The organism is Ralstonia insidiosa, from assembly GCF_008801405.1.
GTDB classification, from domain to species: domain Bacteria; phylum Pseudomonadota; class Gammaproteobacteria; order Burkholderiales; family Burkholderiaceae; genus Ralstonia; species Ralstonia insidiosa.
In genome coordinates this window covers 43,372-69,296 of the sequence record NZ_VZPV01000002.1, presented here as the reverse complement: position 1 = coordinate 69,296, position 25,925 = coordinate 43,372, and the positions used below count along the sequence as shown (strand labels likewise).

The following is a 25,925-nucleotide window of genomic DNA, read 5'->3' as shown; positions in this document are numbered from 1 at the left end:
CGGTGCCTCAGATGACGAAGACCGACGAGCCGGTCGTCTTGCGTGCTTCCAGATCGCGGTGGGCCTGCACGGCGTCTTGCAATGCGTAGCGCTGGTGGATTTCGATGCGGATGCGGCCGGCGGCGACGTGGTCGAACAGTTCGCCGGCAAGCGCCGCTTTCTCCGCTGGATCAGCGATGTAATCCGCCAGCGCCGGACGCGTCATGTACAGCGAGCCCTTCATCGCCAGTAGTTGCGGATTGAACGGCGGGATCGGGCCCGAGGCCGTGCCCACGCACACCATGAGCCCGCGCCGCTTGAGCGAATCGAGCGACGCATCAAAGGTGGCCTTGCCCACGCTGTCAAACACCACGTTGACGCCCACGCCGTCGGTCAGCTCGCGCACGCGCTTGGCGACGTCTTCATGTGTGTAGTTGATGACGTGGTCACAGCCATGTGCGCGGGCGATGTCCGCCTTGGCTTCGCTCGACACCGTGCCGATCACCGTCAGCCCGAGCAGCTTGGCCCACTGCGAAACGATCAGCCCCACGCCCCCTGCAGCCGCGTGCAGCAGCACCGTATCGCCCTTGGCAAACGGATAGATGCGACGCAGCAGGTAGGCCGAGGTCAGGCCGCGCATGGTCATGGCGGCGGCGGTTTCGCAGGCGATGGCATCGGGCAGCTTGATGAGCGGTGCGGCGGGGATCAGGCGCTCGGTGCTGTAGGCGCCCAGCGTGTTGACGAAGCCGGTGTAGGTCACGCGGTCGCCCACGGCGACGTTGGTCACGTCATCACCCACGGCCTCGACAATGCCTGCCGCTTCAACACCCATGCCGGCGGGCAACGGCACCGGATACAGGCCAGAGCGGAAGTAGGTATCGGCAAAGTTCAGGCCGACGGCCTCGTGGCGCAGGCGGACCTGGCCGGGGCCAGGGCGGCCGACTTCGACGGTCTCGCAGCGCAAGACTTCGGGGCCGCCGGTTTCGTGGAAGCGGACTGCTGTTGCCATGTGTGTCTCCTGGTGTTTCTCAGATGTTTTTGGGTGCGCGCCGCCTGCGCGGCTCGCTGGGCGAGCCGCGGTCAAAGCGGAGAGGGGATGGAGGTGCCTCGGGAGGCGACGCGCGGTTAAGTCGGGCTAGGTGCTCATGCAGAGGCAACCGCAGAGGGGCTGAGGGCCGGCGCTGCATCCACTTGCACGCTGGCCACGCGTTGCAGTTCGGCCTCGTAGCTGCGCGCAGCCAGCAAGAAGCAGCCAGCCGCCGCCACACCGAAGATCGGCATGACAGCCAGTGCGGTCTGCAGGCCCCACGCGTCGGACATGGCGCCACCCACGAACGGGCCGATCGCCAGGCCGAACAGGTTCTGGAACAGCGAGAGCACCGCAGCCCCTGTGGAGCGAACACCCGGGTGGACCACGTCGAACACCACGCTGGAGGCTGGCGCCACCGTGCACGTCATCAGGAAGCCACCGAAGGCGATCAGCAGGAATTGCTGGTTGGCCGGCATGGTCGTGCCGAAAGCCGTCATGAACACAAGCAGCGTCACGATGGCCAGCACCGCCACGGCAATCAGCCGGTTGCGCTGACGGCGTGCCGCCACCAGGTCGGCCACCACGCCCCACACGAAGGCCCCTAGCGCGCCGCACAGCACCACCAGCGCTGCCTGCATGGCTGCACGGTCCGTCGGTGTGCCGTGGTAGCGGTTCAGATAACTCGGCAACCACGACCAGATGGTCGACACGACGATCAGCTGGAAGGCCGCGCCCAGGCAGGTCCACCACAGCGTGCGTGAAGTGGTGAGTGCTCCAGCCACGCGTTGCAGGAGCGTGCCAGCCGACTGCCGAGCCTGCGCCGCACCGGGTGCCATCGCCACTGTCTTGTAGTCCGGCACAAACACGTAGAGCAGTGCCAGCAGCAACCCCGGCACGCCCACCACGCCAAAGGCTGCCTGCCAGCCCCAGCGCGCCGCGATCACACCGCCGAGCAATACACCCAGCACCGAGCCCACGGATGCTGCCGCAAAGAAGGCGCCCATCAACGTGGCACGCAGGCGCTTGGGAAAGAGGCTGGCGATGAGCGCCGCGCCCACCGAGCCATAGCCCGTTTCGCCCACGCCCACCATGGCCCGCGCCGCAAAGAGCTGCGCATAGTTGCGCGTGAACATGCAGGAGATCGTCGCCAAGCTCCACACCGTCGCCATGACGACGATGCTTTTGACGCGGCTGAAGCGGTCGGCCAGCAGTGCCACCGGCAGCCCGCCCACCGCCACCACGATGGAGATGACAGACACCAGCGCACCCAACTGCTTGTCCGACAGCGACCACGCCGTCTTCAGATGCGGGAACAGCGACACGATGACTTGCCGGTCGATGTAGTCGAACAGCATCAGTGCAAAAGTCATCGCAAACGCAAACCACGCCTGGGGTCGGCTGACGAGGTAGCCGTCGTGGTCACCTGTGTGCTGGTCGGCAGCATGCAGATTCATGGTTGTCTCCGAGTGGCGGCGCTTGCGTTGAGCGCCGCCTGTGTTGGGCCCGGTGAAAGTGCGACTTGTAGTTTAGGCCGCGCGCAGCGGCAGGTTCTTCACATTCGGCGCGCGGTTGGGGGCCATGCCATTCTTGGCCAGCGTTTCCTCGGCACTGTCGTACCAGGTGCCGATGCGGTAGATCTGGCGCGCCTCCTTGCCACTGGCGATTTCGCGGCCGAGTTCCCTTGCCACGCGCACGCATTGCTCGATCTGCTGCACCGAGGTCATGCGGTTGCCGTGCTGGTCGATGATGGTGTCTTCAATGCCGCAGCGCGGATGCAGGCCCATTGCCATGGCCATCATGTTGAACGGCAGCACGTTCTTGAGCAGCGACTCCGCCGTCAGCGTGCAGCCGTCCGGCGCGCGGTGGATGAAGTTGAAGAAGTTGAACGGGTTGGGGCCGTCAAAGCCGCCGCCAATGCCGATCCACGTGAGGTTGAGCGGGCCCTTGTAGAGGCCCTTGCGCACCAGGCGCTCCAGCGTTTCCATCGCGTGGATGCCGGTGAGCTGGAAGTGCGGCTGCACGCCGGCCGCCTGCAGGCGGCGCAGGTGTTCTTCCAGCCATTGCGGGCCGGCCGGCACGGTCATCTCGCGGTAGGCCTGCTGCAGCGCGGGGTGTGACAGGGAGGTGCCTTCCAGATATTCCGGATACAGCAGCTCCATGATGTTCATCTGCGTGGTGTTGATGGCCACGGTCACCTGATCGGGCGTTGGCGTCAGGTCGGCCAGCATGTGGCGCGTGTCGTCCGACAGCCACTTGGCGGCCTGGCCCTCGTCTTCCGGCGCAAACGAAATCGAGCCGCCCACCTGGATGATCATGTCCGGCACCGCAGCGCGCACGCCGGCAATCAGCTCGTTGAATTTCGACAGCCGCTTGGAGCCCTTGCCGTCCAGCTCGCGCACATGCAGGTGCAGCACGGTGGCACCGGCGTTGTAGCAATCCACGGCTTTCTGCACCTGTTCTTCCATCGTGACGGGAATGTCTTCCGGAAAATCTTCCGGCATCCATTCCGGGCCGTACGGTGCCGCGGTAATCACGACCTTGTCCTGGTTCTCGGGGTGCAGCGAATCATCGAGGAATTGCACGGTGTGTCTCCTGTAGGGGATGTCTCTGGTGGACTCCACTATAGGGAGACGGTAGGGTTGTATTTCTCATTTGGCGCCAAGTTTTTCTCTTTGTGCGCCATTCCGTGTAAACACCAAGAGGGCCCACGCGGCCCCTGATACTGGCGGACATCCATGGAGACAATGGTGCGCGCCCGGTCGCTGAACGGCTATTTTCAGGTCGTGCGGCGGCTCGGCTTCAACCCGCAGGAGGCGTTGCGGCAGGTGGGGCTCGACCCCGCCAAGCTGGCCGACACGGAACAGCTCGTGCCCGTGGTGGCGATCTGCCAGTTGATGGAGCTCACGGCGGCCAGTGCGCCATGCCCGACACTCGGCCTGCAGATGGCCGAGGCGCGGCAGGAGCTGGACTTTGGCGTGCTCGGCCTGCTGCTGGGTCACAAACGCACCCTGCGCGAGGCATTGCAGGCCATCATCCAGTACCGCCATCTCATGAACGAGGCACTGGCGGTCTATCTGGAATCCGATGGCGACATGGTGGTCATCCGCGAGGAGATCATCACCGAGACGCCCGTGCCACTGCGTCAGGCCAACGAGTTGGCCGTGGGTGTGCTGGCTCGCATTTGCAGTGCGCTGCTGGGCACGCATTGGAAGCCGCGCGGCATCCACTTCACGCACGCAGCCCCGGCGGATGTCAGCCTGCACCGGCGCGTGTTCGGTTGCCCGATCGTGTTTGACAGCGATTTCAACGGCATCGTCTGCGTGGCGGCCGATCTGGAGACGCCCAACCCAGCCGCCGACCCGGCACTCGTGCGTTATGCAGAAAGCCTGGCCGAGCCGCTCAACGTGTCGGGGCCGGATGCGGTGGTGCAGGAAGTGCGGCGCGCGGTGTATCTGCTGTTGCCGCTGGAGCGTGCCTCGGTGGAGCAGGTGGCCGAGCACCTTCACCTGAGCGCACGCACCTTGCAGCGGCAGTTGGAGTCTGCCGGCGCCACGTTCTCCGAACTGGTGGAGGAGGTGCGCCACAACCTGGCCGTCCGCTACATGGCCAACCCGAGTTACCGGATCGGCCGCGTGGCGGCGCTGCTGGGGTACACGCGGCAGGCATCATTCACGCGCTGGTTCGTCGCCCACTTCGGCATGACGCCGCGTGCATGGCGCGATGCGCAGACGCCATAGCGTCAGGCTGGGTTGAGCGCGGCATCGGCGTCATCCGGGCTCGGCTGACGCGCGAGCCGGACTGCTGGCGACTGGAGAATGCACAACAACTGCAGCGCAAAGCCGGCCAGCGCCATCAGCAGGCACGCACCCATACCCGCCTGCGCCGCCAGCCATGCCGCCAATGCAGCACCCACCGGCCGTGCACCGTACGACATCACGTTCACCGCCGACACGCGTGCCAATAGCGCGGGCGGTGTGACCGTCTGGCGCAGCGTGGTCGTGCTGACCACCCACAGGATCGGCCCACACCCCAGCATGAAGAACCCCGCATGGGCGAGCGCCGGCCACGGCTGCCAGAGCGTCGCTGCCAGCAACGCACCGCCGGCCAGCCCGCACACCGGGCCGGTTGCCACTACATGGCCAAAGCGCCAGCGCGCCAGGATGCGTGCAGCGAACAGTGCGCCAATCACCATGCCCGCACCGTACATCCCGAGCGTGAGCCCGATGGCCTGCGCCGACAGCCCAAGCCGGTGCGCCGCATACGGCACGAATACGGCGAGCACCATGAAAAAGGACATCGTGAAGAGACACTGCGTGATGAACACCGGCCGCAGCAGCGGGTGACGGAACACGAAGCGCGCACCCTCGGCGATGTCGCGCAGCGGATGCGTCGCATGCCGTGCTGCAGCTGCAGCTGCGGGTGAGGGTACGCCCGTCAGCAGCGCCACTGCACCAACGGATAGCGCAGCGGCCAGCACGAAGGCCGTCATGGCACCGGTCCAGCCGATCAGCGCGCCACCGATGGCCGGGCCACAGGCAAACGCCACGGTGCGCGCCAGTTCGATGCGCCCGTTGGCACGCGAGAGCATCGCCGGTGGCACGAGCGATGGCACCAACGCCGGTGCCGCCACACTGAACACCACCGTGCCGCAGACTGCCACAAAGCCCAGCACCACCAGCGCCGTCAGACTCAGTTGGCCAGCGAGCAGCAACCCTGCCACCCCGAACAGTGCCGCTGCACGCACCGCTTCTGCCCCGGCCATCAACGTGCGTTTGGGCCAACGGTCCGCCAGCATGCCGATGGGAATGGCAAACAGCACGAACGGCAGCGTGAGCGCCACCTGCAGCCAGCTCGCTGTACTGGCATCGGCATGCAGGGTGAGCACCGCCACCATCGGCATGGCGGCCAGCGCGATCTGCTCGGCGGATTGCGCGGCGAGGTTGGAACCCGCCAGCCGGTTGAAGCCGGCAGTTAGGCGGTCGATCGATGAATCAAGGGGGGCGGGCATCGCACGTCTCCTAGTCCTGAAAGTGCTGGGCTTCAGGTTAGGGAGGGCGCTGCGTTGTGGCGCTCCGCTTCTTGCGGGTGAATTCGAAGCGCGACTACAGGATCGGCGCGAACAGCTTGGCGACGTGCATGATCACGCGGCGCATCGGGTGGGCGCGCTCGTATTCGTCACGGCCGATGCGGGTGGCTTCGGCAAAATCAGCGTCGAGCATGTGTGCAACGTCGCTGGCGAAGCGGCGGTCGGCGGTCATGACCATCACCTCGAAATTCAGGCGGAACGAGCGGTTGTCCAGGTTGGCACTGCCCACGGCGGCCGCGTCGTCGTCGATCAGCACGACTTTCTGGTGCAGGAAGCCGGGCAGGTAGCGGTAGATTTTCACGCCCGCGCGGATGGCCTGGTGTGCGTACAGCGTCGAGGCCAGGAACACCACGCGGTGGTCTGGCCGCGAGGGGATTAGGATGCGCACATCCACCCCGCGCAGCACGGCCAGACGCAGCGCGGCAAACACGGCCTCATCGGGAATGAAATACGGTGTGGTGATCCACAGCCGCTTGCGCGCCGACTGGATGGCCTCCATGAAGAACAGAGAGCAGGTCTCCTGCTTGTCGGCCGGGCCGCTGGCGACCACCTGGCAGACCATGTCTTCCACCGGACGCTGTTCGGGCACGATCAGTTGCGGCACTTCCTTCGCGGCCCAATACCAGTCTTCGGCAAAGGTGAGCTGCAGGTCCATCACCGCCGCTCCAACGATCTCGATATGGGTATCGCGCCACGGCGAGAGTGGCGGCTTTTCGCCCAGGTACTCGTTGCCGACGTTGTGCCCCCCCACATAGGCGCGCTCGCCATCCACCACCACCAGCTTGCGGTGATTGCGGAAGTTGAGCTGGAAGCGGTTGACGAAGCCCCCGTGCGTGGCAAATGGCTTGGCATGGATGCCGCCCTCGATCAGGCGCTGCACGTAGTGGCGGGGCAGGGCATGGCAGCCGATGCTGTCGAACAGGAAGTACACGCGCACGCCGGCGCGGGCGCGCTCGAGCATCAGCTCCGCCAGACGGCGGCCAAGCGTGTCGTCATGCACGATGAAGAACTGCACGATCAGCACGCGGCGCGCCTGGGCCATGGCGGCAAAGATGGCCTCGAAGGTTTCGGCGCCGTTCACCAGCAGGCGCACGCGGTTGCGCGACAGGCAAGGCATGCCGGTCAGGCGCGGTAGGGCCTGCATGCTGGCGTGCTGCGGCTCGACCACACTGGATTCATGGTCGCGCAGGCTGCGCCAATCGTCCGAGAGGGTGATCTCACGCAGGCGGGCATTGTGGAAGCGGCGGGCATCCACGTAGCCGGCAAAGGTGCTGCGCCCGAAGATCAAGTAGGGGATCAGCGTGAACTCAGGCAGCGTGACCAGCGAGATCGCCCAGGCGATGGCCCCCTGCGAGGTGCGCACGGTGAGCACCGCATGGATGGCCGCGAGCACGCCCACGCTGTGGACGAGGAAGAGGAATGTGGCAAAAAACGCGGTGGTACTGGTCGGCATTGAGGTGGGAGAAGAAGGCTCGGCCCGGCACACGACGATGTGCGCATTTTGACATGCCCCGGGTGGCGTCGGACAAACACGGATACAGTGGCGCCGTATGGCTGGCGTAGGCTCACCAGGCACGCGGGCGTGGCACGCCGCATGCTGATGTGCAGAGGCCGTCTTGTCGACCAACGGTAGCAAAAGAACACCATCGAACATGCAAGGGCCCCCGCAGATTCCATCGTGCACGACTCGCCGCGCGTGGCTGGCTTTGTTTGCGTGGGTGGCTGCGCTGTGGCTGGCGGGCTGCGCCAGCCTGCCTGAGCATGTCGATCGGCCCGTCAGCAACGCGCTGCCCAATGCCGAATCGGCCACCACGCTCGGGCGTCTGGCGCAGGCTGCGGCGCCGTCGGCGGATGTGTCCGGCTTCCGGCTGATCCCCTCCGGGGAGGAAGCCTATGCCACCTTGCTCACGCTGGCTGACCGTGCAGAGCGCACGCTGGATCTGCAGTACTTCATCATCGCGAGCGACAACGCCGTGCGCGAGCTGATGCGCCACGTGCGGGCGGCCGCCGAGCGCGGTGTGCGTGTGCGCATGCTGGTCGATGACCTCCACAGCGATGGGCGCGACCTCGCCTTCCTCAAGTTTTCGTCGCACAAGAACATCGATGTGCGGCTGTTCAACCCGTTTCCGGGCGGCCGCATGTCGAACCTGACGCGCTACCTGAGCGGCGTGGCCGAGTTCCGCCGCGTCAACCGGCGCATGCACAACAAGGCGTTCATCGCCGACAACGCGTTGGCCGTCACGGGCGGCCGTAACCTTGGCGCGGAGTATTTCACGCAGGACCAGACCACCAATTTCGTCGACCTGGATGTGCTGGCAGCCGGGCCAGCGGTGCGGCAATTGTCGGCCGCGTTTGATGCGTACTGGAACAGCGAATTCGCCTATCCCGTAGAGGCGCTGGCGCCCGAACCGAGCACTGCACACCCGCCCGAGCCGAAAGAAGGCAACTATCCACCGCCGGTGACGATGCCGGATCAGCCCGCCGCGCCGCCACAACACATTGAGGTGCCCACACAGCCCATCGACATGGATGCCGCACCCGGCCCGCAGGGGCCTGTCTCCACGCTGGCGGGTCAGCCACCGGCGCAGACGGACGCATTGCCCTTGCGCCCGGCCACACGCGACTGGTTCCTGGCGGATCAGATTGCCCGCAACCGCCTACGACTCGAATGGGCACCGGCAAGGGTGACGGTCGATCGCCCGGTCAAGGTGTCCGGCGAAGACGTTACCGCCGGCGAGGAGCGCGTCGCCCGAACCCTAATGCACGAGGTTGACCAGGCCCAGCGCGAGGTGATCCTGATCTCGCCGTATTTCGTGCCGGGTGTGCGTGGCATGGCGGTGGCCAAGGGCCTGCAGGAGCGCGGCGTGCACTTGCGCGTGCTGACCAACTCGCTGGCCGCGACCGACGCGCCCATCGTGCACGTCGGCTACGCCAAATACCGCAGTGCGTTGTTGGACGATGGTGTCGAGCTTTATGAATTGCGTCCGACGCTGGGTGATCGACCGAAGATGTTCGGCACGTTCCGATCGTCGCAGGCGAGCTTGCACGTGAAGTCGGTCATTGTTGACCGCAGTACGCTCTTTGTGGGGTCGATGAACGTGGACCCGCGTTCGGTCGGGCTCAATACGGAAACGGGGCTGATCATCCATAGCCCGGTCCTGTCGCAGGCGGTGGCGCGGTTGTTCGACGCGGCGACCCGAAGTAGCGCCTACCACGTGACCCAGGTGGATGGCCGCCTGCGCTGGACCACCTACGAGAACGACCAGGAGATCGTGACCGACCACGAGCCGGACGTGAGCCTGGGCCGGCGCATGTGGATTCAGATGCTCGCGCCGTTCACGCCGGAAGAACTGCTGTAGGCAGCGTGTAGGGCGCAAAAAAAGCGCCACGATGTGTGGCGCTTTTTTGCAGCATCTTTCAAGTCTGGCTGGGTAATCGCCCCGGCCAATCCTGCATTACATCTTCTGCTTGGTGTTGTCGGCAGCGCTTTCCAGCTTCTGGCCACCCGACTGGATGTCCTTGCCCACGCCAGCCATCGTGTTGCAACCGGCCAGGAAAGCGCAGCCCAGGGCCACCAGTGCAATCAGTTTCTTCATCTTGATCCCCTTGTGAGTAGTGCGGCCTACCGCGCAATCCTGCACGGTTTCCAGTGATTGCCCACCCATCCGGTGGAGCAACCCGCATTTTAGTGCCACCCCGCACACGGAGGGTGCGTCAGGCGCATCTTTTTGACAGTCTTTCGTATCACTTGCGGCGTATCCCGGACATTCGTGGGGAAGGTCTCTACTTCCGCCGCCCCCTGCCGTTAGGACATTTCAGGAGTGAAACGGGTGCCAGATAACCGGTGTTTCGAAGCCGGAAAAAAGAGCACAAGACAGCGCCTGACGGCCAACCATACGGGGGAATACATATGTGGAAGTGGATGGATACGAGCATTCGGACGCGATTGACGATGCTGGTTGCGGTGTTTGCCGTGATGATCGCGGTGGTGGGGTTTGCGGGCATCTCCACCGGCCGGGCGACGAATGACGACCTGCGTGCCGTGTACCTGGAAGACGCCAAGGGGCTCGACCTGTTGGCCAAGGACACCATCAACCTGCTGTGGGCACGCATTCACCTGACCAATTTTGATTCGGTGTCGTCGCCGGAAGAGCTGAAAAAGCTGCTGGCCGATGCGCACACGATGGTCAACACGGCCAACGACGCGTGGGCCGAGTTCATGAAGTTGCCGATTCCCGACGCCGATCGCGCCCAGTTGCAAGCCGCCGACGCCGCGCGCACCAAGTTCGTGAAGACGGCGTTGGAGCCCGCCATTGCGGCGCTCGAGCGCAGCGACCTGACGACCTACCGCGAGCTGAATACGACCCAGGTACCGAAGCTGTTTGTCGACTACGACACGGCGCTGGGGCCGCTGGTTGGGGCGCGCTTCAAGTACGGCAAGACGCGCTTTGACAACTCGCAGTCGCGCTACACCATGAGCATCTGGATTGCGGGGGGCCTGCTGGCTGCAGCCCTGGTGCTGTCGGTGGTGGCGCGTAGTGTGCTGGGCCGCACTGTGGTGCGTCCGCTGGAGCGTGCCATCCAGGTGTTCGAGCGCATGGCCTCGGGTGACCTGGCCACGCGCATGGAAGGGCAGACTTCTGCCGGCCGTCGCGATGAAACCGCGCGCCTTATGCATGCCGTTGCCTCGATGCAGACGAGTCTGCAACAGATCATCGGCCAGGTGCGCACGGGCTCGGACTCGATTGCCAGCGCCACCAAGCAGATCGCCGCCGGCAATGCGGACCTGTCGCAGCGCACGGAGCAGCAGGCCAGCTCGCTGGAGGAAACCGCCTCCAGCATGGAAGAGCTGACCAGCATCGTGAAGCAGAACGCCGACAACGCCCGTCAGGCCAGCACGCTAGCAGTCAATGCGTCGGACATCGCCGTCAAGGGTGGTGAGGTGGTGGGCCGCGTCATCGAGACAATGACGGGCATCAACGACAGCAGCAAGAAGATTGCCGACATCATTGGCGTGATCGAGGGCATCGCCTTCCAGACCAACATCCTGGCGCTGAACGCGGCAGTGGAAGCCGCCCGCGCCGGCGAGCAGGGCCGTGGATTTGCCGTGGTGGCCGGCGAAGTGCGCAGCCTCGCGCAGCGCAGCGCCACGGCGGCCAAGGAGATCAAGGAGTTGATCGGCGACTCGGTTGGCCGCGTGCAAAACGGTTCGACCCTGGTGGCCGAGGCCGGCACGGTGATCGAGGAAGTGGTGGTGGCCGTCAAGCGCGTGACGGACATCATGGGCGAGATTTCTTCCGCATCGGAAGAGCAGAGCAGCGGCATCGAACAGGTCAACCAGGCTGTCACGCAGATGGATCAGGTGACCCAGCAGAACGCTGCGCTTGTGGAGCAGGCGGCTGCCGCTGCAGAGTCGCTGGAGGAGCAGGCGGAGGCGCTGCGCAGCGCCGTTGCGGTCTTCCGCACGAACCACGCTTGAATGCCGCGCGCCTCAACGGTGCGCTTCAGCCTTCAACAACAACGCCCTTCCGTTTGCGCGGAAGGGCGTTTGTTTTTGCGGTGGTGCCTTAATACGCCTTAAGGCATCAGATCGCGCGCGCGCTCGGCAATCACACCTTGCGTATCGTCGATCCAGCGTGCAGGAAACGGTTGTGACAGCAGGTAGCCCTGGAGCACGTCGCAACGGCAGGCACGCAGCGCTTGGAGCTGCGCCGCCGTTTCCACGCGTGTGGCGGTAACGGGCACACCGGCAGCATGGGCGGCAGCTACAAGCTCTTGCAACGCGCCATCGTGGTGGGCATCGGCCACCGCACTGACGACGCCCCGGTCGAGCTTGACCTGATCGGGGCGGAAGGTTTCCAGGCACGCCAGGCTGTGTGCCGTCGCCCCAAAGTCTTCCACGGCCACGCGCGCACCGCACGCATGTAGCGCGTCGATGGCCTGACGCGCTGCGCCGTTGACACGCAGCAGCGTGTGCTCCGACACCTCGAACACCAGCCGTGTCGTTGGCACCGCATGGCGTGCAGCAATGTCGAGCACGATGTTGCTCAACTGCGGGTCAAGCAATTGCGCCACCGACAGGTTGACCGCCGCATGCACGCTGGACTGATGCCGCTGGCCACCACGACCTGACCGCTCGGATTCTTCGCGTTGCAAGCCGGCGAGCATCTGCGCGGCATTGTCGAGCACCCAGCGGCCGACCTCGCGGATGTCACCGGTCTGCTCCAGGATCGGCAGGAAATCGGCCGGCGCCACGCCGCCCAGTTCAGGTGATATCCAGCGCAGGAGAAATTCGTAGCCGACGATCCTGCCATCGGCCAGGCTCAACTGCGGTTGCAGGTTCAGGCTGAACTGGCGGCGTGCCAACGCGTGGCGTAGCTGCGCCGCCAGGCGCGGATGTTCGGCGGCGGGGTCGGTTGTCTGGTCTGTCGCAGCTGCGCCGTCGGCACGCGGCGGCATTGCGGCAGGAGCGTACAGTGCGGGGCTTTGCTCGCCGCCGTGCTGCACGTGATAGAGCGCGCGGTCTGCCTGCTCGATCAGCCGTGCGGCGTCCGTGGGTGTGCTCTCGAACAGCGTCATGCCGATGCTGCACGAGCAGACCAGCTCGTACCCTTGCGCAATGAACGGCCGCGTGAGCGCTGCGGAGATACGTCGTGCGAGATCGTGTACGGCTTGCGCGGAGGCAAATTCAGCCGAGGCAATGGCAAAGGTTTCGTGGCCCACGCGCCCGACGATCGGGGCGTTGCCATCGGTATCGGGCGTGCACAGCGCCTTGAGACGCGCCGCACATTCAACGATGACCGCGCGTGCCGCAAGGGGCCCCAGCGTGTTGGTCGCCTCGGCAAAATGATCCAGTCCAATCAGCAGCAATGCGCCGCTCGCAGGCGCGGCGTTGGGCCGTGCGGCGTGTGGCATCGCTGCCAACAGTTGGACGAATCGCTCTCGGTCCGGCAACTCGGAGGTGGGATCCAGACCCGATGGCGCGACAGATGTTGCGCGACTCATAAATAGGGATCGTCTTGCAAATGCCTTTGAAACGGAAATGCACGGGTTTGCCCATGCCGTCAATTGTGCAACGTTGTTACGGCAAACCGTTGGGCATCATAAGCCCAAACCCGGCGCGGGTGGCCGACTCCCGGTAGGTTTTCGCAGGAATCACATGCGCCGTTTTTATAAATTTAGCGTTAATTAATTCAGATAAAAGTGAAATTGACATCCGTCTTGCTGCTTTCTTGGGCGCGCGTTTTCGCTGTCGCGGCAGGCATGCGCCCGGCTTACACCATGCGCTGACCACCCCACAGCAATTGCTCGTAGATGAAGCACTGCAACAGCATTTTTTGCGCCGCGACCAACTCGATGAATTCCACGCCGTATTGATAGGTGTTGGGCAAATCGGCGGGCTTCTCGCTGCGAATGAGTGTTGCGGCCACCAGCTCTGAATGGTAGTCGCGCGTCTTCACCCGAAATCGCAGGCGCGCTGGCGCACCGCTGACTTCCAGCCGATGTGCAGAGCGGAATGACGCCCCTGTCGTGCTGATATCGGAGATATGAATCATGCGCGGCGGCTCGCCGCTCACCAGCATCTTGCCGACCACGTTGGTGCGTACGCGCAGCGATTTGCGCAACGTGCGGTTCTTGATCCGCCGCGGCGGTGACAGCACGACGTATTCAAAGGGGATGCGGCACACCGCCATCACCGTGCATTCGAAACTGGCGATGCCCTCGCCCGAGAACGCGTGGATCTCCAGCAGTTCGTCCTTGACGGGCATGACTGCGCGGCCGCTGTCGGTCGGCATGGTGATGAGCAGGTGGCGCTGCGGGCTGTAGCCCATCACGCGCGCCGCGCCCTTGCTTTGCCCAGCGCCTGCTGTCAGGCGTACGGTGAGCATGCCACCTGGGCGCAGGCCCAGCAGCTCCATGGCGATGTTGCGCTCTCCGTCGGGGTCCTCACCTCCCATGTCGGGGAACAGCGAGTTCGGGAACTGCGTGTTGGCAAAAGCGGGCGCCGGCTGCGGCGAGCCATCCGCCTGACGATGCGGACGATGCAGCGTGAACAGCAGGTCGATCTCCTCCGGTGAGTGGATGACGTCGCCTTTGGGTACGAGCAGTTGCCCGTCGGCGTCCAGCATCGGCCACGGCAGGGGGATTGCAAGCGGAATGTCGAGAGGTTGAAGTTCAAGCATGGCAATGGCGCACCCGCACCCGCGCGGGTCCCACGACTTTATACGGCCAAATGTCACGCAACTTTAAGCGCAAAGCGCACTTGGCGTCGCTTTCGGGGCGAGTGGGTGCAGGCGTTGTGCGCATCGTTGCCACGATTCGGCGCAGACTCGTGCAGATGGGGGTGTCGCCCTGGCGGGCGTCAGTCGTCAGTCGCTGGGGCAGCGTGCGCGATGTTGCGACTTGGCGTGGTGGTGTTTCTGGCACTGGGGCGCAATGCCACCATCATGGCAATCGGCTTGGCACGCGGGCCGTAGTCTCTCATGGCGCAGATGTTTGCCTCGGCCGTCACCACCGTCGTCAATTTTCTGGTGCACCGACACCGGACCTTTCGGGATGCCGCGGCCGTGGGCAGGTCGCCCCGGCCGTCACCGTCATCAGTGCCGCCTGGCGACGCTGCGTAGGCTCGGGAGGCTGTCGGTGGTGAATGTGACTTCGCCGATGCTGTCGGCGGGTGGCGTTGGGCCATCGTCGCGCAGGCGCTCGACCACGAGATGCACATCGATGATGTCGGCTACGCCCGCGGCCTCTAGCGAGACAAGTGCGGCAAGCTGCGCAATGGCAAACGTATCCGCAAGCAGCGGTGTGGCATCGTGCAGATCGCCAGCAACGCGTGTGGGTTGAGCGACGTCCGCTGCATGTGCGGGGTGCTGCGCCGCATCGCGCGCACGATAGGCGAAGTACGCATCGGCAAAGTGCACGCGGTGTGCGTCAAATACACGCACGGCCGCGGTGAGGGCATCGTCGATCCAGACCGGATCGATGGGCTCGGTGCCTTCAGACCCTTCGGGCAGGCCCGCCAGCTTCAAGGCGTAGCGGTGCGTTTGCGTGCCGGGGGCGACAAAACTCAATTCCATACAACCTCCCACTTGCCGCGCACGCCGTCTGGACGCGCATCGGCTCGCCGTGTTCACTCGCCCCCCGAAGCGATCTTCAAGAATAGTAATGGAGTGCGCTCCCTTTTTGCGCGACCTCGTTCTTCTGGATGATCGCCTAAGGCTTGTCTGCAAGTGGAGACATCCACAATGTGGAGAAGCCTGCGCGTATATCAGGCAAACGATTGCGGCGCGCGTGGCATCCTTTCGACCTAACCAAACGGTTAGCTGCTCTGCGACAGGCCCCGGGTGTACAGTTGTCGGATGTCCGGCGTCGCCGGGCGGCTGTCGACAAACGACAGCGACAAACGCTGACGGGAATGACGCGGGGCGCGTTTCCTTCGCGTCGACTTCGAGTACGAGGGGGCCAGAGTGAGCGCATGGTCCATGTCCCCTCGCGGGAAGGGATTGCCCCGTTAACCAGCGGCTTCTATAGTCCGCCTCGATTCGCGCGCACGCAATGCGCGCGGACCGGTCTGCCAGCCACCGCCGGCGTTGCAGACCACGAGACCGGTTACGGGGATCACGCCGGCCGCCACCGCACCCGCCCGACGCAATGCATGCGTTGTTGAGCACTCTGGGGCGGGACGGCCGTTATCACATCAGCCACCCCCGGACTGCCGCATTCGCGAAAATGCATCGCCATGCTTGAGGACCACCACTTGTACAAGGCTGCGATCGAACATTCGCCGATAGGGATTGGCCTGTGCGCGCCGGAGGGTCGCTTCCTCGACGTGAACCGTGCGCTGTGCGCGCTGACAGGCCATGAGGCGCAGACGCTGCGCACGCGCGGTCTGTTCGATCTCTGCCACCCCGATCACACCGAGCGCGCGCGCGATAGCGTTGAAGCGCTGCTCTCCGGCCAGCGCGAAGCGCTGTCGATGGAAACCCGCTTCGTGCGCCAGGACGGCAGTACCGTGTGGGTACAGGCCGATCTTGCGCTCGCACACGAGGACAGCGGTGCGAGCACAGGCAAGCATCTCATCGTGCAGGTGCAGGACGTGACTGCGCGGCGCCTGGCGCTCGAGTCATTGCGTGCTTCGGAGCAGCGCCTGTCTTATGTGCTCGATGGCGCCGGCCTTGGCACCTTCGATTGGTCGACGCGGGCGCGGCACGTGTCCTTCAACCGCCGCACGGCTGACATGCTCGGCTACGATCCCGAGGATCTGCCCAACGATCCCGACGCATGGTTCTCCATGGTGCATCCGCAGGATGCCGCGCTGAGTGCTCGGCGCATCTATCGTCATCTGCGCGGTGATGTCGAGAGCTTTGAGGTTGAGCAGCGCATGCGCGGAAGCCACGGGCAGTGGATCTGGATTGCCGCGCGCGGCCGGGTGACCGAGCGCGACGCACGCGGCATGGCCACGCGCGTGAGCGGCACGCTGCTCGACGTGACCAAGCGCCGTGCCATGCTTGACCAGGCGCATCACCTTGCGCTGCATGATCCGTTGACCGATTTGCCCAACGCACGCCTGTTGCGCGACCGGTTGTTTGTCGCCATTCAAGCGGCACGTCGTGCGCGCGGCCAGGTGGCCGTTGTCTTTATCGACCTGGATCGCTTCAAGCCCGTTAACGACGAGTATGGTCACGGCGTGGGCGACCTCGTTCTCAAGGCCACCGCCATGCGCTTGCGCAGCGGCTTGCGTGCGTCCGACACGGTTGCCCGACTGGGTGGCGACGAGTTTGTCGCCATCCTCACGCATTGCGCCACGCGCGACGATGTGGAGCAGACGCTCGAGCGCCTGATCAATGAACTGCAGGCGCCGTTCCGCGTGGAAGGCCATGTGCTGTCGATGGGCGTGAGTGCCGGTGTGGCGCTGTACCCAGCCGACGGCCACGACGCCCACACGCTGATCCGCAATGCCGACGCCGCCATGTACGAGGTCAAGCGTGCCGGCGGTAACGGTTTTGGCTTCCATGCCTCGCTCAACTACGAGCGCTTGATGGGCATGCGATCGCGCGACCGCGACCACGATCTCGACGGCGAAGCTGACGCGCGCTGATCTGCCGTCAATCCAGCGCGCAAAAACAAAACGGCCCGCCGCAAGGGCAGGCCGCTTTCACCAAGTGCCGGGGCGGGCATAAGCCCGCTCACACCACTCAGAACGTGTAGCGCAGGTACAGCTCGTTCAGGTCTGTACCCGGGTTCGGGCGCTTGATCGACGCGTTCGAGAGGTGCTCGAAGCGGTAGCCGACCTGGAATTGCTGCTTGCTGCCGAAGGCCACGCCCACGCCGATCATGTCGGAGAACTGGAAGGCCGTGCTGAAGTTGTGCTCGTCCGACGTGCGGGTGTGCGACAGCAGACGCGGGCCGACGCCAGCCTCGATGAACGGCACCCAGGAGCTGCCACGCTTTTCAATGCGGAACAGCGGCGTCACGCCAAATTCAGTCAGGTTCTGACGGTTGGTGCCCTTCGTCGAACGCCATTGGCCCAGTGCCACTTCCCAGTCCAGGTTCACGAACCAGCCTTCCGGGTTGCCCCAGTGGAAGCCCGAATCGAAATCCAGATCCACGCCGTACTTCTCGATGCCATGGCGATTGTCCTTGCCGTAGATGACGCGCACGGACGGATCGGCCTGGGCGGGCAGGGCGGCGAACAGCGATGCGGCGCCAAGTGCGGCAGCCATCAGCTTGGCGGAGCGGGGAAGTGTCGATCGGGTCATCAGAGAGAGCGGCAGAAGCAGTTGTGCAGCGCGCGATTACGGCAACGGCAGCGGCCGGCCACGCGCGCAGCGGACATGGCGGCAGATAAACGGATAGCCGAGACGGCGACGTGGTTGACGCAATGTGCGCGCCCGAGGCAATCAGACTAGGCCGAAAAATTCCGTCGATTATAGGGCGAATGACCGCACCGCGTGCGGCCGCCTATGCACAAGGCAGTGTTGCCGGCGACGAAATGTCAGTCGCCGGCAACACCGGGGGAGGGCGTGGGGTTATTGCGCAGTGGGTGCGGAAGCCGGCTGCAGCGCGGCTTGGCCGACGACTGGCACCTCGCCGTGCCAGCCGCCGCCCAGTGCCTTGACCAGCAGCACCGCCGCCGAATACTGCTTGCCCTGCAGGGTAAGCAGCGTGCGCTCGGCGTTGTAGGCAGTCCCTTGCGCGGTGATCACGTCGAGGAAGCTGACGGTGCCCGCGCGGTAACGGTTGAGATAGAGCTGCGCGGCCTCTTGCGCGGCCTTGACCGCATCGGCTTGCACGTCGAATTCCTTGGTCTGCCAGCGCAGGGCTGCCAGGTTGTCTTCAACGTCCTGGAAAGCGCCGAGCACGGTTTGGCGGTACGTAGCCACCGAGCCGTCATAGGCAGCACCCGCCTTATCCAGGGCGGCCGATCGTGCACCACCATCGAACAGCGTCGCGGCCAATGTCGGGCCGATCGACCAGATGCGGCTGGGCAGCGTCGCCAGGTGCGTGAGCGTGTTGGCCGCAAGGCCAGTCGAAGCACCCAGCGTGAGGGTCGGGAAGAAGGCCGCCTTGGCGACGCCGATTTGCGCGTTGGCGGCGGCCATGCGGCGCTCGGCAGCGGCCACGTCGGGGCGGCGCTCCAGCACGGCAGACGGAATCTCCAGCGGAATCGCCGGCAGCGCCGGCAGTTCATACACGTTGGTCGCCTTTGACGGCGCCAGCGAAAACGCTGCCGGCGGCTTGCCGATCAGCACCGCAATCGCATGTTCGAGCTGGGCGCGTGTGACTTCGGTGTCCAGGAGCAGCGCTTGCGCCTGCTTGAGCTGCGTTTGCGCGGTCAGCACGTCAGAGCGCTGCGCCACGCCCACGGCGTACTGGTTTTCCGTGAGCTTCAGGAAACGCGCATAGTCGGCCACCGTGCGCTGTAGGACCGCCTTCTGCGTATCCGTGACCCGCAATTGAAAATAATCCTGCGCCAGCGTTGCCTGTGCCGAGAGCAGGGCGGCGGACAGGTCTCCCGCGCTGGCTTGCGCGCTGGCCTTGTTGGATTCAACGTTGCGGCGGATGCTGCCCCACAGGTCCAGCTCCCAGCTTGCGTTGAGCGACAGGCTTTGTGAGTTCTGCAGGCTTGGGTTGCCGACCGACAGGCTGCCGTCCGGGTTGACGGTGGTGCGCACCGAGCGGCTGCGCGTGGCCGAGGCACTTGCGCCCAAGGTCGGGAAGAACGATGCCTGCGCCGATTGCACCAGCGCCTGCGCCTGGCGGTATTGTGCATCCGCCACCGCGATGTTCTGGTTGGCCGCGGCCACCTGTTCTTCCAGCGCGTTCAGTTGCGGGTCGTTGAAGATCTCCCACCACTTGCCGCGGGCAATGGCGTCGCTCGGGTTGGCGACCTTCCAGTCGCCGGCTTCCTTGTACTGCTGCGGCACCTCGGTGTCGGGGCGCTTGTAGTCGGGGCCGACCGCGCAGGCGCTCAGCAGTGCGCAGGCAGCCAGCGCCGTCGCGCTCAGCAACGTGCGCGGCAGCAGGCGGGGTGTGCGGTGGGCTTGATGGCCTCTTTTCATCATGTCGAGCTTCCTTGCGAACCCAAAGAGGGCAACGGTGTGTCTTTCGTGCGGCCGGCGCGGCGCAGGCGCAGGCGGTCCAGCGCCAGGTAGACCACCGGCGTGGTGTAGAGCGTCAGGATCTGGCTGACCAGCAGGCCGCCGACGATGGAGATACCCAGCGGCGTGCGCAGTTCGGCACCGTCGCCGCGGCCGAGCGCGAGGGGCAGGGCGCCCAGCAGTGCGGCCATCGTCGTCATCAGAATTGGCCGGAAGCGCAGCACGCAGGCGTGGAAGATCGCATCCGCCGGGCTCATGCCCTGGCTGCGCTCAGCCTCCAGCGCAAAGTCGATCATCATGATCGCGTTCTTCTTGACGATGCCAATCAGCAGGATCACGCCGATCAGCGCGATGATCGAAAAGTCCGTATCGGTAATGATCAGTGCCAGCAGCGCCCCCACGCCCGCTGACGGCAGCGTCGACAGGATCGTGATCGGGTGCACGTAGCTCTCGTACAGAATGCCCAGCACGATATAGATGGTGATCAGCGCAAACAGGATCAGCACCGGCTGGCTGGAGAGCGAATCCTGAAACGCCTTGGCGGTGCCCTGGAAACTGCCGTGCACGGAGGACGGCACGCCGATGCGGTTCATCGTGTCCTGGATCTCCTGCGTGGCGGTGGACAGTGACGCCCCGGGTGCCAGGTTGAACGAGATCGTGCTGGCCGCAAACTGCCCTTGGTGGTTGACCGCCAGCGCCGTGTTGGTCGGCTCGTAGTGCGAGAAGGTGGACAGCGGCACCTGCGCACCGGACGACGTGATGACGTAGATGTCGCGCAGGCCCTCGGGGTTTTGCCAGTACTGCGGCGCGGCTTCCATCACCACCCGGTACTGGTTGAGCGGGTTGTAGATGGTGGACACCTGGCGCTGACCGAACGCGTCGTTCAGCGCGTTGTCGATATCGGCCGGATTGATGCCGAGCGCCTTGGCCTTGTCGCGGTCGATCACGAGCGTGGTCTGCAGGCCCTTGTCCTGCGTATCGGTGTTGACGTCCGTCAGCGACTTGGCCTGCATGAGCGCCTGCTTGATCTTCGGATCCCAGGTGCGCAGTTCGTCCAGGTCATCGGCTTGCAGCGTGTACTGGTATTGCGCATTGCTGGCGCGGCCACCCACGCGAATGTCCTGCACCGACTGCAGGAACAGCGTGGCACCGGGCTCCTGCGCAAGCTTGCCGCGCAACCGGTTGATGACCTGATCGGCCGACAACTTGCGCTCGGCCAGCGGCTTGAGCTGCAGGAACATCTGCCCGGTGTTGCGCTGGCTGCCGCCCGTGAAGCCCACCACGTTCTCCACGGCAGGGTCTTGCCGGACGATGGTGATGAAGTCCGTCAGCTTGGTGCGCATTGCCTGGAACGAGATCGCCTGGTCAGCCTGGATGAACCCGATCACGCGCCCCGTGTCCTGCTGCGGGAAGAAGCCCTTCGGCACGATGATGTACAGGTAGACGTTCAGGCAGACGGTGGCAGCCAGGATCAGCAGCGTGAGCCAGCTATGGCGCAGCGCCCAGGCCAGCGAGTTGCGGTAGAGGTCGAGCAGGAAGGTGAAGAAGCCTTCGGTCTTGCGGTGGAACCAGCCATATTCCTCTTCGTTGGCGGGCTTGAGCAGCCGTGCACACATCATCGGTGTGGTGGTGAGCGAGACCACCAGCGACACCAGAATGGCCACCGACAGCGTGACCGCAAACTCGCGGAACAGCCGGCCGACAATGCCGCCCATCAGCAGCAGCGGAATGAACACGGCAATCAGCGAGAAGCTCATCGACACGACCGTGAAGCCGACCTCGCGTGCGCCTTTGAGCGCTGCCTGCATGGGCCGCATGCCGTTTTCGATGTGGCGCGAGACGTTCTCCAGCACCACGATGGCGTCATCGACCACGAAGCCGGTCGCCACCGTCAGCGCCATGAGTGACAGGTTGTCGAGGCTGTAGCCGCACAGGTACATCACCCCGAACGTGCCGATGAGCGATACCGGCACGGCCACACTGGGGATGAGCGTGGCCCGCACGTTACGCAAGAACAGAAACACCACCATGATCACCAGCGCAATGGACAGCACAAGCGTGCGCTCCACGTCCTTGAGCGAAGCGCGGATGGTGGGGGTGCGGTCCATCATCACATCCAGGTTGATCTGGGCGGGAATGGTGTTGCGCAGGTAGGGCAGCGTCTCGTTGATGGCGTCGACGGTGTCGATGATGTTGGCGCCCGGCTGCCGGCTGATGATCAGCAGCACTGAGGCCTTGCCGTTGGCCGAGCCGTAGTTGCGGATGTCCTGCACGCCATCGGTGACTTCTGCCACGTCGGACAGCCGTACCGGGGCGCCTTTGTTGTAGGCGATGATCAGCGGCTTGTATTCGGCAGCTTTCTTGGCCTGATCATTGGCAAAGATCGTCCACACGCGATCGCCGGATTCCACCATGCCCTTGGGCCGGTTGGCGTTGGTGGAGGTGATGATGGTGCGCACGGTCTCCATCGAGATGCCGTACTTGTTCAATGCCGTCGGGTTCAGCTCCACACGCACCGCTGGCAGCGACGCGCCGCCGATGGTCACCTGGCCCACACCCGAGATCTGCGACAGCTTCTGCGCCAGGATGCTCGATGCCGCGTCGTACAGCTCGCCGCGCGACATGGTGTCTGACGTCATCCCGAGAATCATGATCGGCGCGTCAGCCGGGTTGACCTTGCGGTACGTCGGGTTGCTCGGCAGACCAGACGGCAGCAGGCTGCGCGACGCGTTGATGGCGGCCTGCACATCGCGCGCCGCGCCGTCGATGTCACGTGAAAGATCGAACTGCAGCGTGATGCGTGACGAGCCCAGCGAGCTGGACGATGTCATCTCCGTAATGCCGGCGATGCGGCCGAGCGAACGTTCCAGCGGCGTTGCCACGGTGGCGGCCATGGTCTCGGGGCTGGCGCCGGGCAGCGAGGCACTGACCGAGATGGTCGGAAAATCCACCTGCGGTAGCGGCGATACCGGCAGCAACCGGAATGCCGCCATGCCCGCCAGCGCCACACCAATGGTCAGCAGTGCCGTGGCAACCGGCCGCGCGATGAAGGTGGCGGATAGGTTCATGACTGGCCGCCCGGTTGATCGGCGTCCGGTGCGTTGTGGCCGCCGCGCGCATTGCGCCCAGCGCGGCGCTCACGCCAACCGCGCAGGCGCTCGCCCAGGCCGTCAAACGCCAGATAGATGACCGGCGTTGTGAACAGCGTCAGCACCTGGCTGAACAGCAGGCCACCCACCATGGTGATGCCCAGCGGCTGACGCAGCTCCGAGCCCACGCCCGAGCCGAGCATCAGCGGCAGTGCGCCAAGCAGGGCTGCCATGGTCGTCATCAGAATCGGGCGGAAGCGCAGCAGACAGGCCTGGTAGATCGCGTCGCGCGGCTTCATCCCTTGCTCGCGCTCGGCCTCCAGCGCGAAGTCGATCATCATGATCGCGTTCTTCTTGACGATACCGATCAGCAGGATGATCCCGATGATCCCGATGATGCCCATGTCCTTGCCGGCAATCAGCAAGGACAGCAGCGCACCCACGCCGGCCGAGGGCAACGTCGACAGAATCGTCACCGGGTGGATCGTGCTTTCGTACAGCACACCCAGCACGATGTACATCGTGATGATGGCGGCCAGGATCAGCCAAAGCTGGTTCGACAGGGCAGCCTGGAATGCCAGGGCCGCGCCCTGGAAGCTGGTTGCCATGCTGAGCGGCAGGCCGATTTCCTGCTCGACGGCCTTGATGGTCTCCACCGCCGCGCCCAGTGATGCACCCGGCGCCACGTTGAACGAGATGGTGGCCGACGGGAACTGGCCCTGGTGGTTGATGACCAGCGAGCCCGGTTGCTCGATCACCGTGGCAAAGGCCCCCAGTGGCACCTGTTGCACGGGCGATCCGTTGCTGGATGGCACATGCAGGTCATACAGCGATTGCGGGCCGGCGTGCATGCCGGGGTCGTTCTCCAGCACCACGCGGTACTGGTTCGACTGCGTGAAGATGGTCGACACCAGGCGTTGGCCATAGGCGCTGTACAGCGCGCTATCGACCGCCGCCATCGTGATGCCGTACACCGCTGCCTTGTCGCGGTCCACCTGCACATAGGCGCGTAGGCCGTTGTCCTGCAGGTCGCTTGCCACGTCGCGCAGCTCGTGGGTCTGCTTCAGGCGCTCGACCAGCTTGGGCACCCATTTCGACAGGTTGGCAGGGTCCGGGTCTTCCACCGTGAACTGGTACTGCGTGCGGCTGACGCGGTCTTCAATCGTCAGATCCTGCACCGGCTGCATGTACAGCGAGATACCGGCCACCTTGGCCAGCTCGGGCTGCAGGCGCTGGATGATCTCGCTCGCATCGGCGTCGCGCTGGTCCTTCGGCTTGAGGTTGATCAGCATGCGGCCGCTGTTGAGCGTGGTGTTCGTGCCATCCACGCCAATGAACGACGACAGGCTCTCCACCGCCGGGTCTTTCAGCACTACCTCGGCCAGCTTCTGCTGGCGCTCGGCCATGGCCGAGAACGAGATCGACTGCGACGCATCCGAAATACCCTGGATCACGCCCGTGTCCTGCACCGGGAAGAAGCCCTTGGGCACTACTACATACAGCACGCCCGTCAGCACCAGCGTACCGATCGCCACCAGCAGCGTGCTCTTCTGGCGGTCGAGCACCCACTGCAGCATGCGGCCGTAGTGCGCAATCACGTTGTCGAAAAATGCACCGGCGGCGTGGTAGAAGCGGCTCTGCTCAGCCTCGGGAATATGCTTGAGCAAGCGCGCGCACATCATCGGCGTGAGCGTGAGCGACACCACGGCCGAAATCAAAATCGACACCGCCAGCGTGATAGCGAACTCGCGGAACAGCCGCCCGACTACGTCGCCCATGAACAGCAGCGGAATCAGCACGGCAATCAGCGAGAAGGTGAGCGAGATGATGGTGAAGCCGATCTGCTTGGAGCCCTTGAGCGCGGCCTCCATGGGCGGATCGCCGTCTTCAATGTAGCGGGCGATGTTCTCAATCACGACGATGGCGTCATCCACCACGAAACCGGTGGCGATGGTCAGCGCCATCAGCGTCAGGTTGTTGATCGAGAACCCGGCCATGTACATCACGCCAAAGGTGCCCACCAGCGACAGCGGTACTGCCGCGGCCGGAATCAAGGTGGCCGGCACATTGCGCAGGAACAGGAAGATCACCATCACCACCAGCGCCACGGCCAGGATCAGCTCGTGCTGCACATCGGTGACGGAGGCGCGGATGGTGGTGGTGCGGTCGGTCAGCACGGCCACGTCCACGTTGCCGGGCAGGGTGTCCTTCAACTGCGGCAGCAGTGCCTTGGCGCGGTCCACGACCTCGATCACGTTGGCGCCCGGCTGGCGCTGCACGTTCAGGATGATGGCGGGCGTGGCGTTGGCCCAGGCGGCCAGCTTGCTGTTCTCGGCCCCGTCGATGATCTGCGCCACATCCGACAGGCGGATGGGCGCGCCGTTCTTGTAGGCGACGATCATCTTGCTGTACTCGGCGGCCGACTTGAGCTGGTCGTTGGCATCAATCGTGGACGCGCGCATCGGGCCGTCAAAGCTGCCCTTGGCGCCGTTCACGTTAGCCGTGCCGATGGAAGTGCGGATGTCGTCAATCGACAGCCCCAGCGCCGCCAGTGCCGACGTGTTGGCCTGGATGCGCACCGCCGGCCGTTGCCCGCCGCTGATGCTCACCAGGCCGATACCCGGCAGCTGCGACAGCTTTTGTGCGATGCGCGTGTCGACCAGGTCTTCCAGCTTGGGCAACGGCATCGTGTTGGAGGTGATCGCCAGCGTCAGGATCGGCGCGTCGGCCGGGTTGACCTTGCTGTAGATCGGTGGCATCGGCAGGTCGGTCGGCAGCAGGTTGCCGGCCGCATTGATGGCCGCCTGCACTTCCTGCTCACCAATGTCGAGCGAGAGCGACAGATCAAACTGCAGCGTGATGACCGAGGCGCCGCCCGAACTGGATGACGTCATCTGCTTCAGACCCGGCATCTGGCCGAACTGCCGCTCCAATGGCGCGGTGATGGCCGACGTCATCACGTCCGGGCTCGCGCCCGGGTACAGCGTCGTCACCTGGATGGTCGGGTAGTCGACCTCAGGCAGCGCGGAGAGCGGCAGCATCCGGTACGCCACCAGGCCCGACAGCAGGATAGCGACCATCAGCAGGGTGGTCGCCACGGGCCGGAGGATGAAAATTCGTGAGGGATTCATGCCAGCTCA

17 protein-coding genes and 1 pseudogene are annotated in these 25,925 nt (G+C 64.8%); 5 read left to right on the top strand and 13 right to left on the bottom strand.

Annotation, left to right across the window (positions count from 1 at the left end):
• Window positions 1-7 precede the first annotated feature (7 nt).
• From F7R11_RS17040 to F7R11_RS17030, 3 genes are all read right to left on the bottom strand, one after another.
• The gene (locus F7R11_RS17040; RefSeq protein ID WP_064806804.1) at window positions 8-988 is read right to left on the bottom strand and encodes a quinone oxidoreductase family protein; all 981 of its coding nucleotides are present in this window, start codon (window positions 986-988) and stop codon (window positions 8-10) included.
• A gap of 134 nt (window positions 989-1,122) precedes the next feature.
• A complete protein-coding gene (locus tag F7R11_RS17035) occupies window positions 1,123-2,463 on the bottom strand; it encodes an MFS transporter (protein WP_064806806.1) in 1,341 nt (446 codons plus the stop codon).
• Window positions 2,464-2,535: 72 nt separating this feature from the next.
• Window positions 2,536-3,591: a beta-keto acid cleavage family enzyme gene (locus tag F7R11_RS17030; RefSeq protein ID WP_064806808.1), complete on the bottom strand. Its 1,056-nt coding sequence runs from the start codon at window positions 3,589-3,591 to the stop codon at window positions 2,536-2,538.
• 153 nt (window positions 3,592-3,744) lie between these two features.
• On the opposite strand from F7R11_RS17030, the gene F7R11_RS17025 reads away from it, so the two are divergent.
• Window positions 3,745-4,746 carry an AraC family transcriptional regulator gene (locus F7R11_RS17025; protein WP_031328688.1) on the top strand — a complete coding sequence of 334 codons (1,002 nt, stop codon included), beginning with the start codon at window positions 3,745-3,747 and terminating at the stop codon, window positions 4,744-4,746.
• 2 nt (window positions 4,747-4,748) lie between these two features.
• On the opposite strand, the gene F7R11_RS17020 is transcribed toward F7R11_RS17025, so the two are convergent.
• Both F7R11_RS17020 and cls read right to left on the bottom strand, forming a co-directional pair.
• Window positions 4,749-6,017 (bottom strand): MFS transporter, encoded by a 1,269-nt coding sequence (locus tag F7R11_RS17020; protein WP_064806810.1) that lies wholly within the window; start codon window positions 6,015-6,017, stop codon window positions 4,749-4,751.
• 94 nt (window positions 6,018-6,111) lie between these two features.
• Window positions 6,112-7,548 (bottom strand): cardiolipin synthase, encoded by a 1,437-nt coding sequence (cls, locus tag F7R11_RS17015; RefSeq protein WP_064806812.1) that lies wholly within the window; start codon window positions 7,546-7,548, stop codon window positions 6,112-6,114.
• Window positions 7,549-7,747: 199 nt separating this feature from the next.
• Between cls and F7R11_RS27535 the strand changes: the two are divergent.
• Window positions 7,748-8,401 (top strand): annotated as a pseudogene (locus F7R11_RS27535) (phospholipase D-like domain-containing protein); the annotation flags it as partial.
• Window positions 8,402-8,560: 159 nt separating this feature from the next.
• Window positions 8,561-9,454, top strand: coding sequence for a phospholipase D-like domain-containing protein (locus F7R11_RS27530; protein WP_390624411.1), 894 nt, complete (start codon window positions 8,561-8,563; stop codon window positions 9,452-9,454).
• A gap of 96 nt (window positions 9,455-9,550) precedes the next feature.
• Here the strand turns inward: F7R11_RS27530 and F7R11_RS17005 are convergent, their stop codons facing one another.
• A complete protein-coding gene (locus tag F7R11_RS17005; protein WP_031328687.1) occupies window positions 9,551-9,691 on the bottom strand; it encodes an entericidin A/B family lipoprotein in 141 nt (46 codons plus the stop codon).
• A 314-nt stretch (window positions 9,692-10,005) separates the two neighbouring features.
• On the opposite strand from F7R11_RS17005, the gene F7R11_RS17000 reads away from it, so the two are divergent.
• Window positions 10,006-11,574 carry a methyl-accepting chemotaxis protein gene (locus F7R11_RS17000; protein ID WP_064806816.1) on the top strand — a complete coding sequence of 523 codons (1,569 nt, stop codon included), beginning with the start codon at window positions 10,006-10,008 and terminating at the stop codon, window positions 11,572-11,574.
• Window positions 11,575-11,672: 98 nt separating this feature from the next.
• Here the strand turns inward: F7R11_RS17000 and F7R11_RS16995 are convergent, their stop codons facing one another.
• From F7R11_RS16995 to F7R11_RS16985, 3 genes are all read right to left on the bottom strand, one after another.
• Entirely contained in the window at window positions 11,673-13,100 is a 1,428-nt protein-coding gene (locus F7R11_RS16995; RefSeq protein WP_064806818.1) for a bifunctional diguanylate cyclase/phosphodiesterase, read from the bottom strand.
• Between the two features lie 269 nt (window positions 13,101-13,369).
• Window positions 13,370-14,278 (bottom strand): flagellar brake protein, encoded by a 909-nt coding sequence (locus F7R11_RS16990; RefSeq protein ID WP_064806820.1) that lies wholly within the window; start codon window positions 14,276-14,278, stop codon window positions 13,370-13,372.
• Window positions 14,279-14,692: 414 nt separating this feature from the next.
• A complete protein-coding gene (locus tag F7R11_RS16985; RefSeq protein WP_021192666.1) occupies window positions 14,693-15,172 on the bottom strand; it encodes a hypothetical protein in 480 nt (159 codons plus the stop codon).
• A 662-nt stretch (window positions 15,173-15,834) separates the two neighbouring features.
• Between F7R11_RS16985 and F7R11_RS16980 the strand changes: the two genes are divergently transcribed.
• Window positions 15,835-17,193, top strand: coding sequence for a diguanylate cyclase domain-containing protein (locus F7R11_RS16980; protein ID WP_064806822.1), 1,359 nt, complete (start codon window positions 15,835-15,837; stop codon window positions 17,191-17,193).
• Between the two features lie 97 nt (window positions 17,194-17,290).
• Here the strand turns inward: F7R11_RS16980 and F7R11_RS16975 are convergent, their stop codons facing one another.
• From F7R11_RS16975 to F7R11_RS16960, 4 genes are all read right to left on the bottom strand, one after another.
• Window positions 17,291-17,854: an acyloxyacyl hydrolase gene (locus F7R11_RS16975; RefSeq protein WP_031328681.1), complete on the bottom strand. Its 564-nt coding sequence runs from the start codon at window positions 17,852-17,854 to the stop codon at window positions 17,291-17,293.
• Between the two features lie 270 nt (window positions 17,855-18,124).
• Window positions 18,125-19,657 (bottom strand): AdeC/AdeK/OprM family multidrug efflux complex outer membrane factor, encoded by a 1,533-nt coding sequence (locus F7R11_RS16970; RefSeq protein WP_064809010.1) that lies wholly within the window; start codon window positions 19,655-19,657, stop codon window positions 18,125-18,127.
• On the bottom strand, window positions 19,657-22,764 hold the full coding sequence (locus F7R11_RS16965; RefSeq protein WP_064806824.1) for a multidrug efflux RND transporter permease subunit: 3,108 nt from the start codon (window positions 22,762-22,764) through the stop codon (window positions 19,657-19,659). The genes F7R11_RS16970 and F7R11_RS16965 overlap by 1 nt, the downstream gene beginning before the upstream one ends.
• Entirely contained in the window at window positions 22,761-25,916 is a 3,156-nt protein-coding gene (locus F7R11_RS16960; protein WP_064806826.1) for an MdtB/MuxB family multidrug efflux RND transporter permease subunit, read from the bottom strand. The genes F7R11_RS16965 and F7R11_RS16960 overlap by 4 nt, the downstream gene beginning before the upstream one ends.
• Window positions 25,917-25,925: the final 9 nt, after the last annotated feature.

Coding starts and splice junctions, on each gene's coding strand:
- F7R11_RS17040 (WP_064806804.1), bottom strand. CDS start 988: ATGGCAACAGCAGTCCGCTTCCACGAAACCGGCGGCCCCGAAGTCTTG.
- F7R11_RS27530 (WP_390624411.1), top strand. CDS start 8,561: ATGCCGGATCAGCCCGCCGCGCCGCCACAACACATTGAGGTGCCCACA.
- F7R11_RS16970 (WP_064809010.1), bottom strand. CDS start 19,657: ATGAAAAGAGGCCATCAAGCCCACCGCACACCCCGCCTGCTGCCGCGC.
- F7R11_RS16995 (WP_064806818.1), bottom strand. CDS start 13,100: ATGAGTCGCGCAACATCTGTCGCGCCATCGGGTCTGGATCCCACCTCC.
- F7R11_RS16975 (WP_031328681.1), bottom strand. CDS start 17,854: ATGACCCGATCGACACTTCCCCGCTCCGCCAAGCTGATGGCTGCCGCA.
- F7R11_RS16990 (WP_064806820.1), bottom strand. CDS start 14,278: ATGCTTGAACTTCAACCTCTCGACATTCCGCTTGCAATCCCCCTGCCG.
- F7R11_RS16960 (WP_064806826.1), bottom strand. CDS start 25,916: ATGAATCCCTCACGAATTTTCATCCTCCGGCCCGTGGCGACCACCCTG.
- F7R11_RS17000 (WP_064806816.1), top strand. CDS start 10,006: ATGTGGAAGTGGATGGATACGAGCATTCGGACGCGATTGACGATGCTG.
- F7R11_RS17020 (WP_064806810.1), bottom strand. CDS start 6,017: ATGCCCGCCCCCCTTGATTCATCGATCGACCGCCTAACTGCCGGCTTC.
- F7R11_RS17025 (WP_031328688.1), top strand. CDS start 3,745: ATGGAGACAATGGTGCGCGCCCGGTCGCTGAACGGCTATTTTCAGGTC.
- F7R11_RS16980 (WP_064806822.1), top strand. CDS start 15,835: ATGCTTGAGGACCACCACTTGTACAAGGCTGCGATCGAACATTCGCCG.
- F7R11_RS17035 (WP_064806806.1), bottom strand. CDS start 2,463: ATGAATCTGCATGCTGCCGACCAGCACACAGGTGACCACGACGGCTAC.
- F7R11_RS16965 (WP_064806824.1), bottom strand. CDS start 22,764: ATGAACCTATCCGCCACCTTCATCGCGCGGCCGGTTGCCACGGCACTG.
- F7R11_RS16985 (WP_021192666.1), bottom strand. CDS start 15,172: ATGGAATTGAGTTTTGTCGCCCCCGGCACGCAAACGCACCGCTACGCC.
- cls (WP_064806812.1), bottom strand. CDS start 7,548: ATGCCGACCAGTACCACCGCGTTTTTTGCCACATTCCTCTTCCTCGTC.
- F7R11_RS17005 (WP_031328687.1), bottom strand. CDS start 9,691: ATGAAGAAACTGATTGCACTGGTGGCCCTGGGCTGCGCTTTCCTGGCC.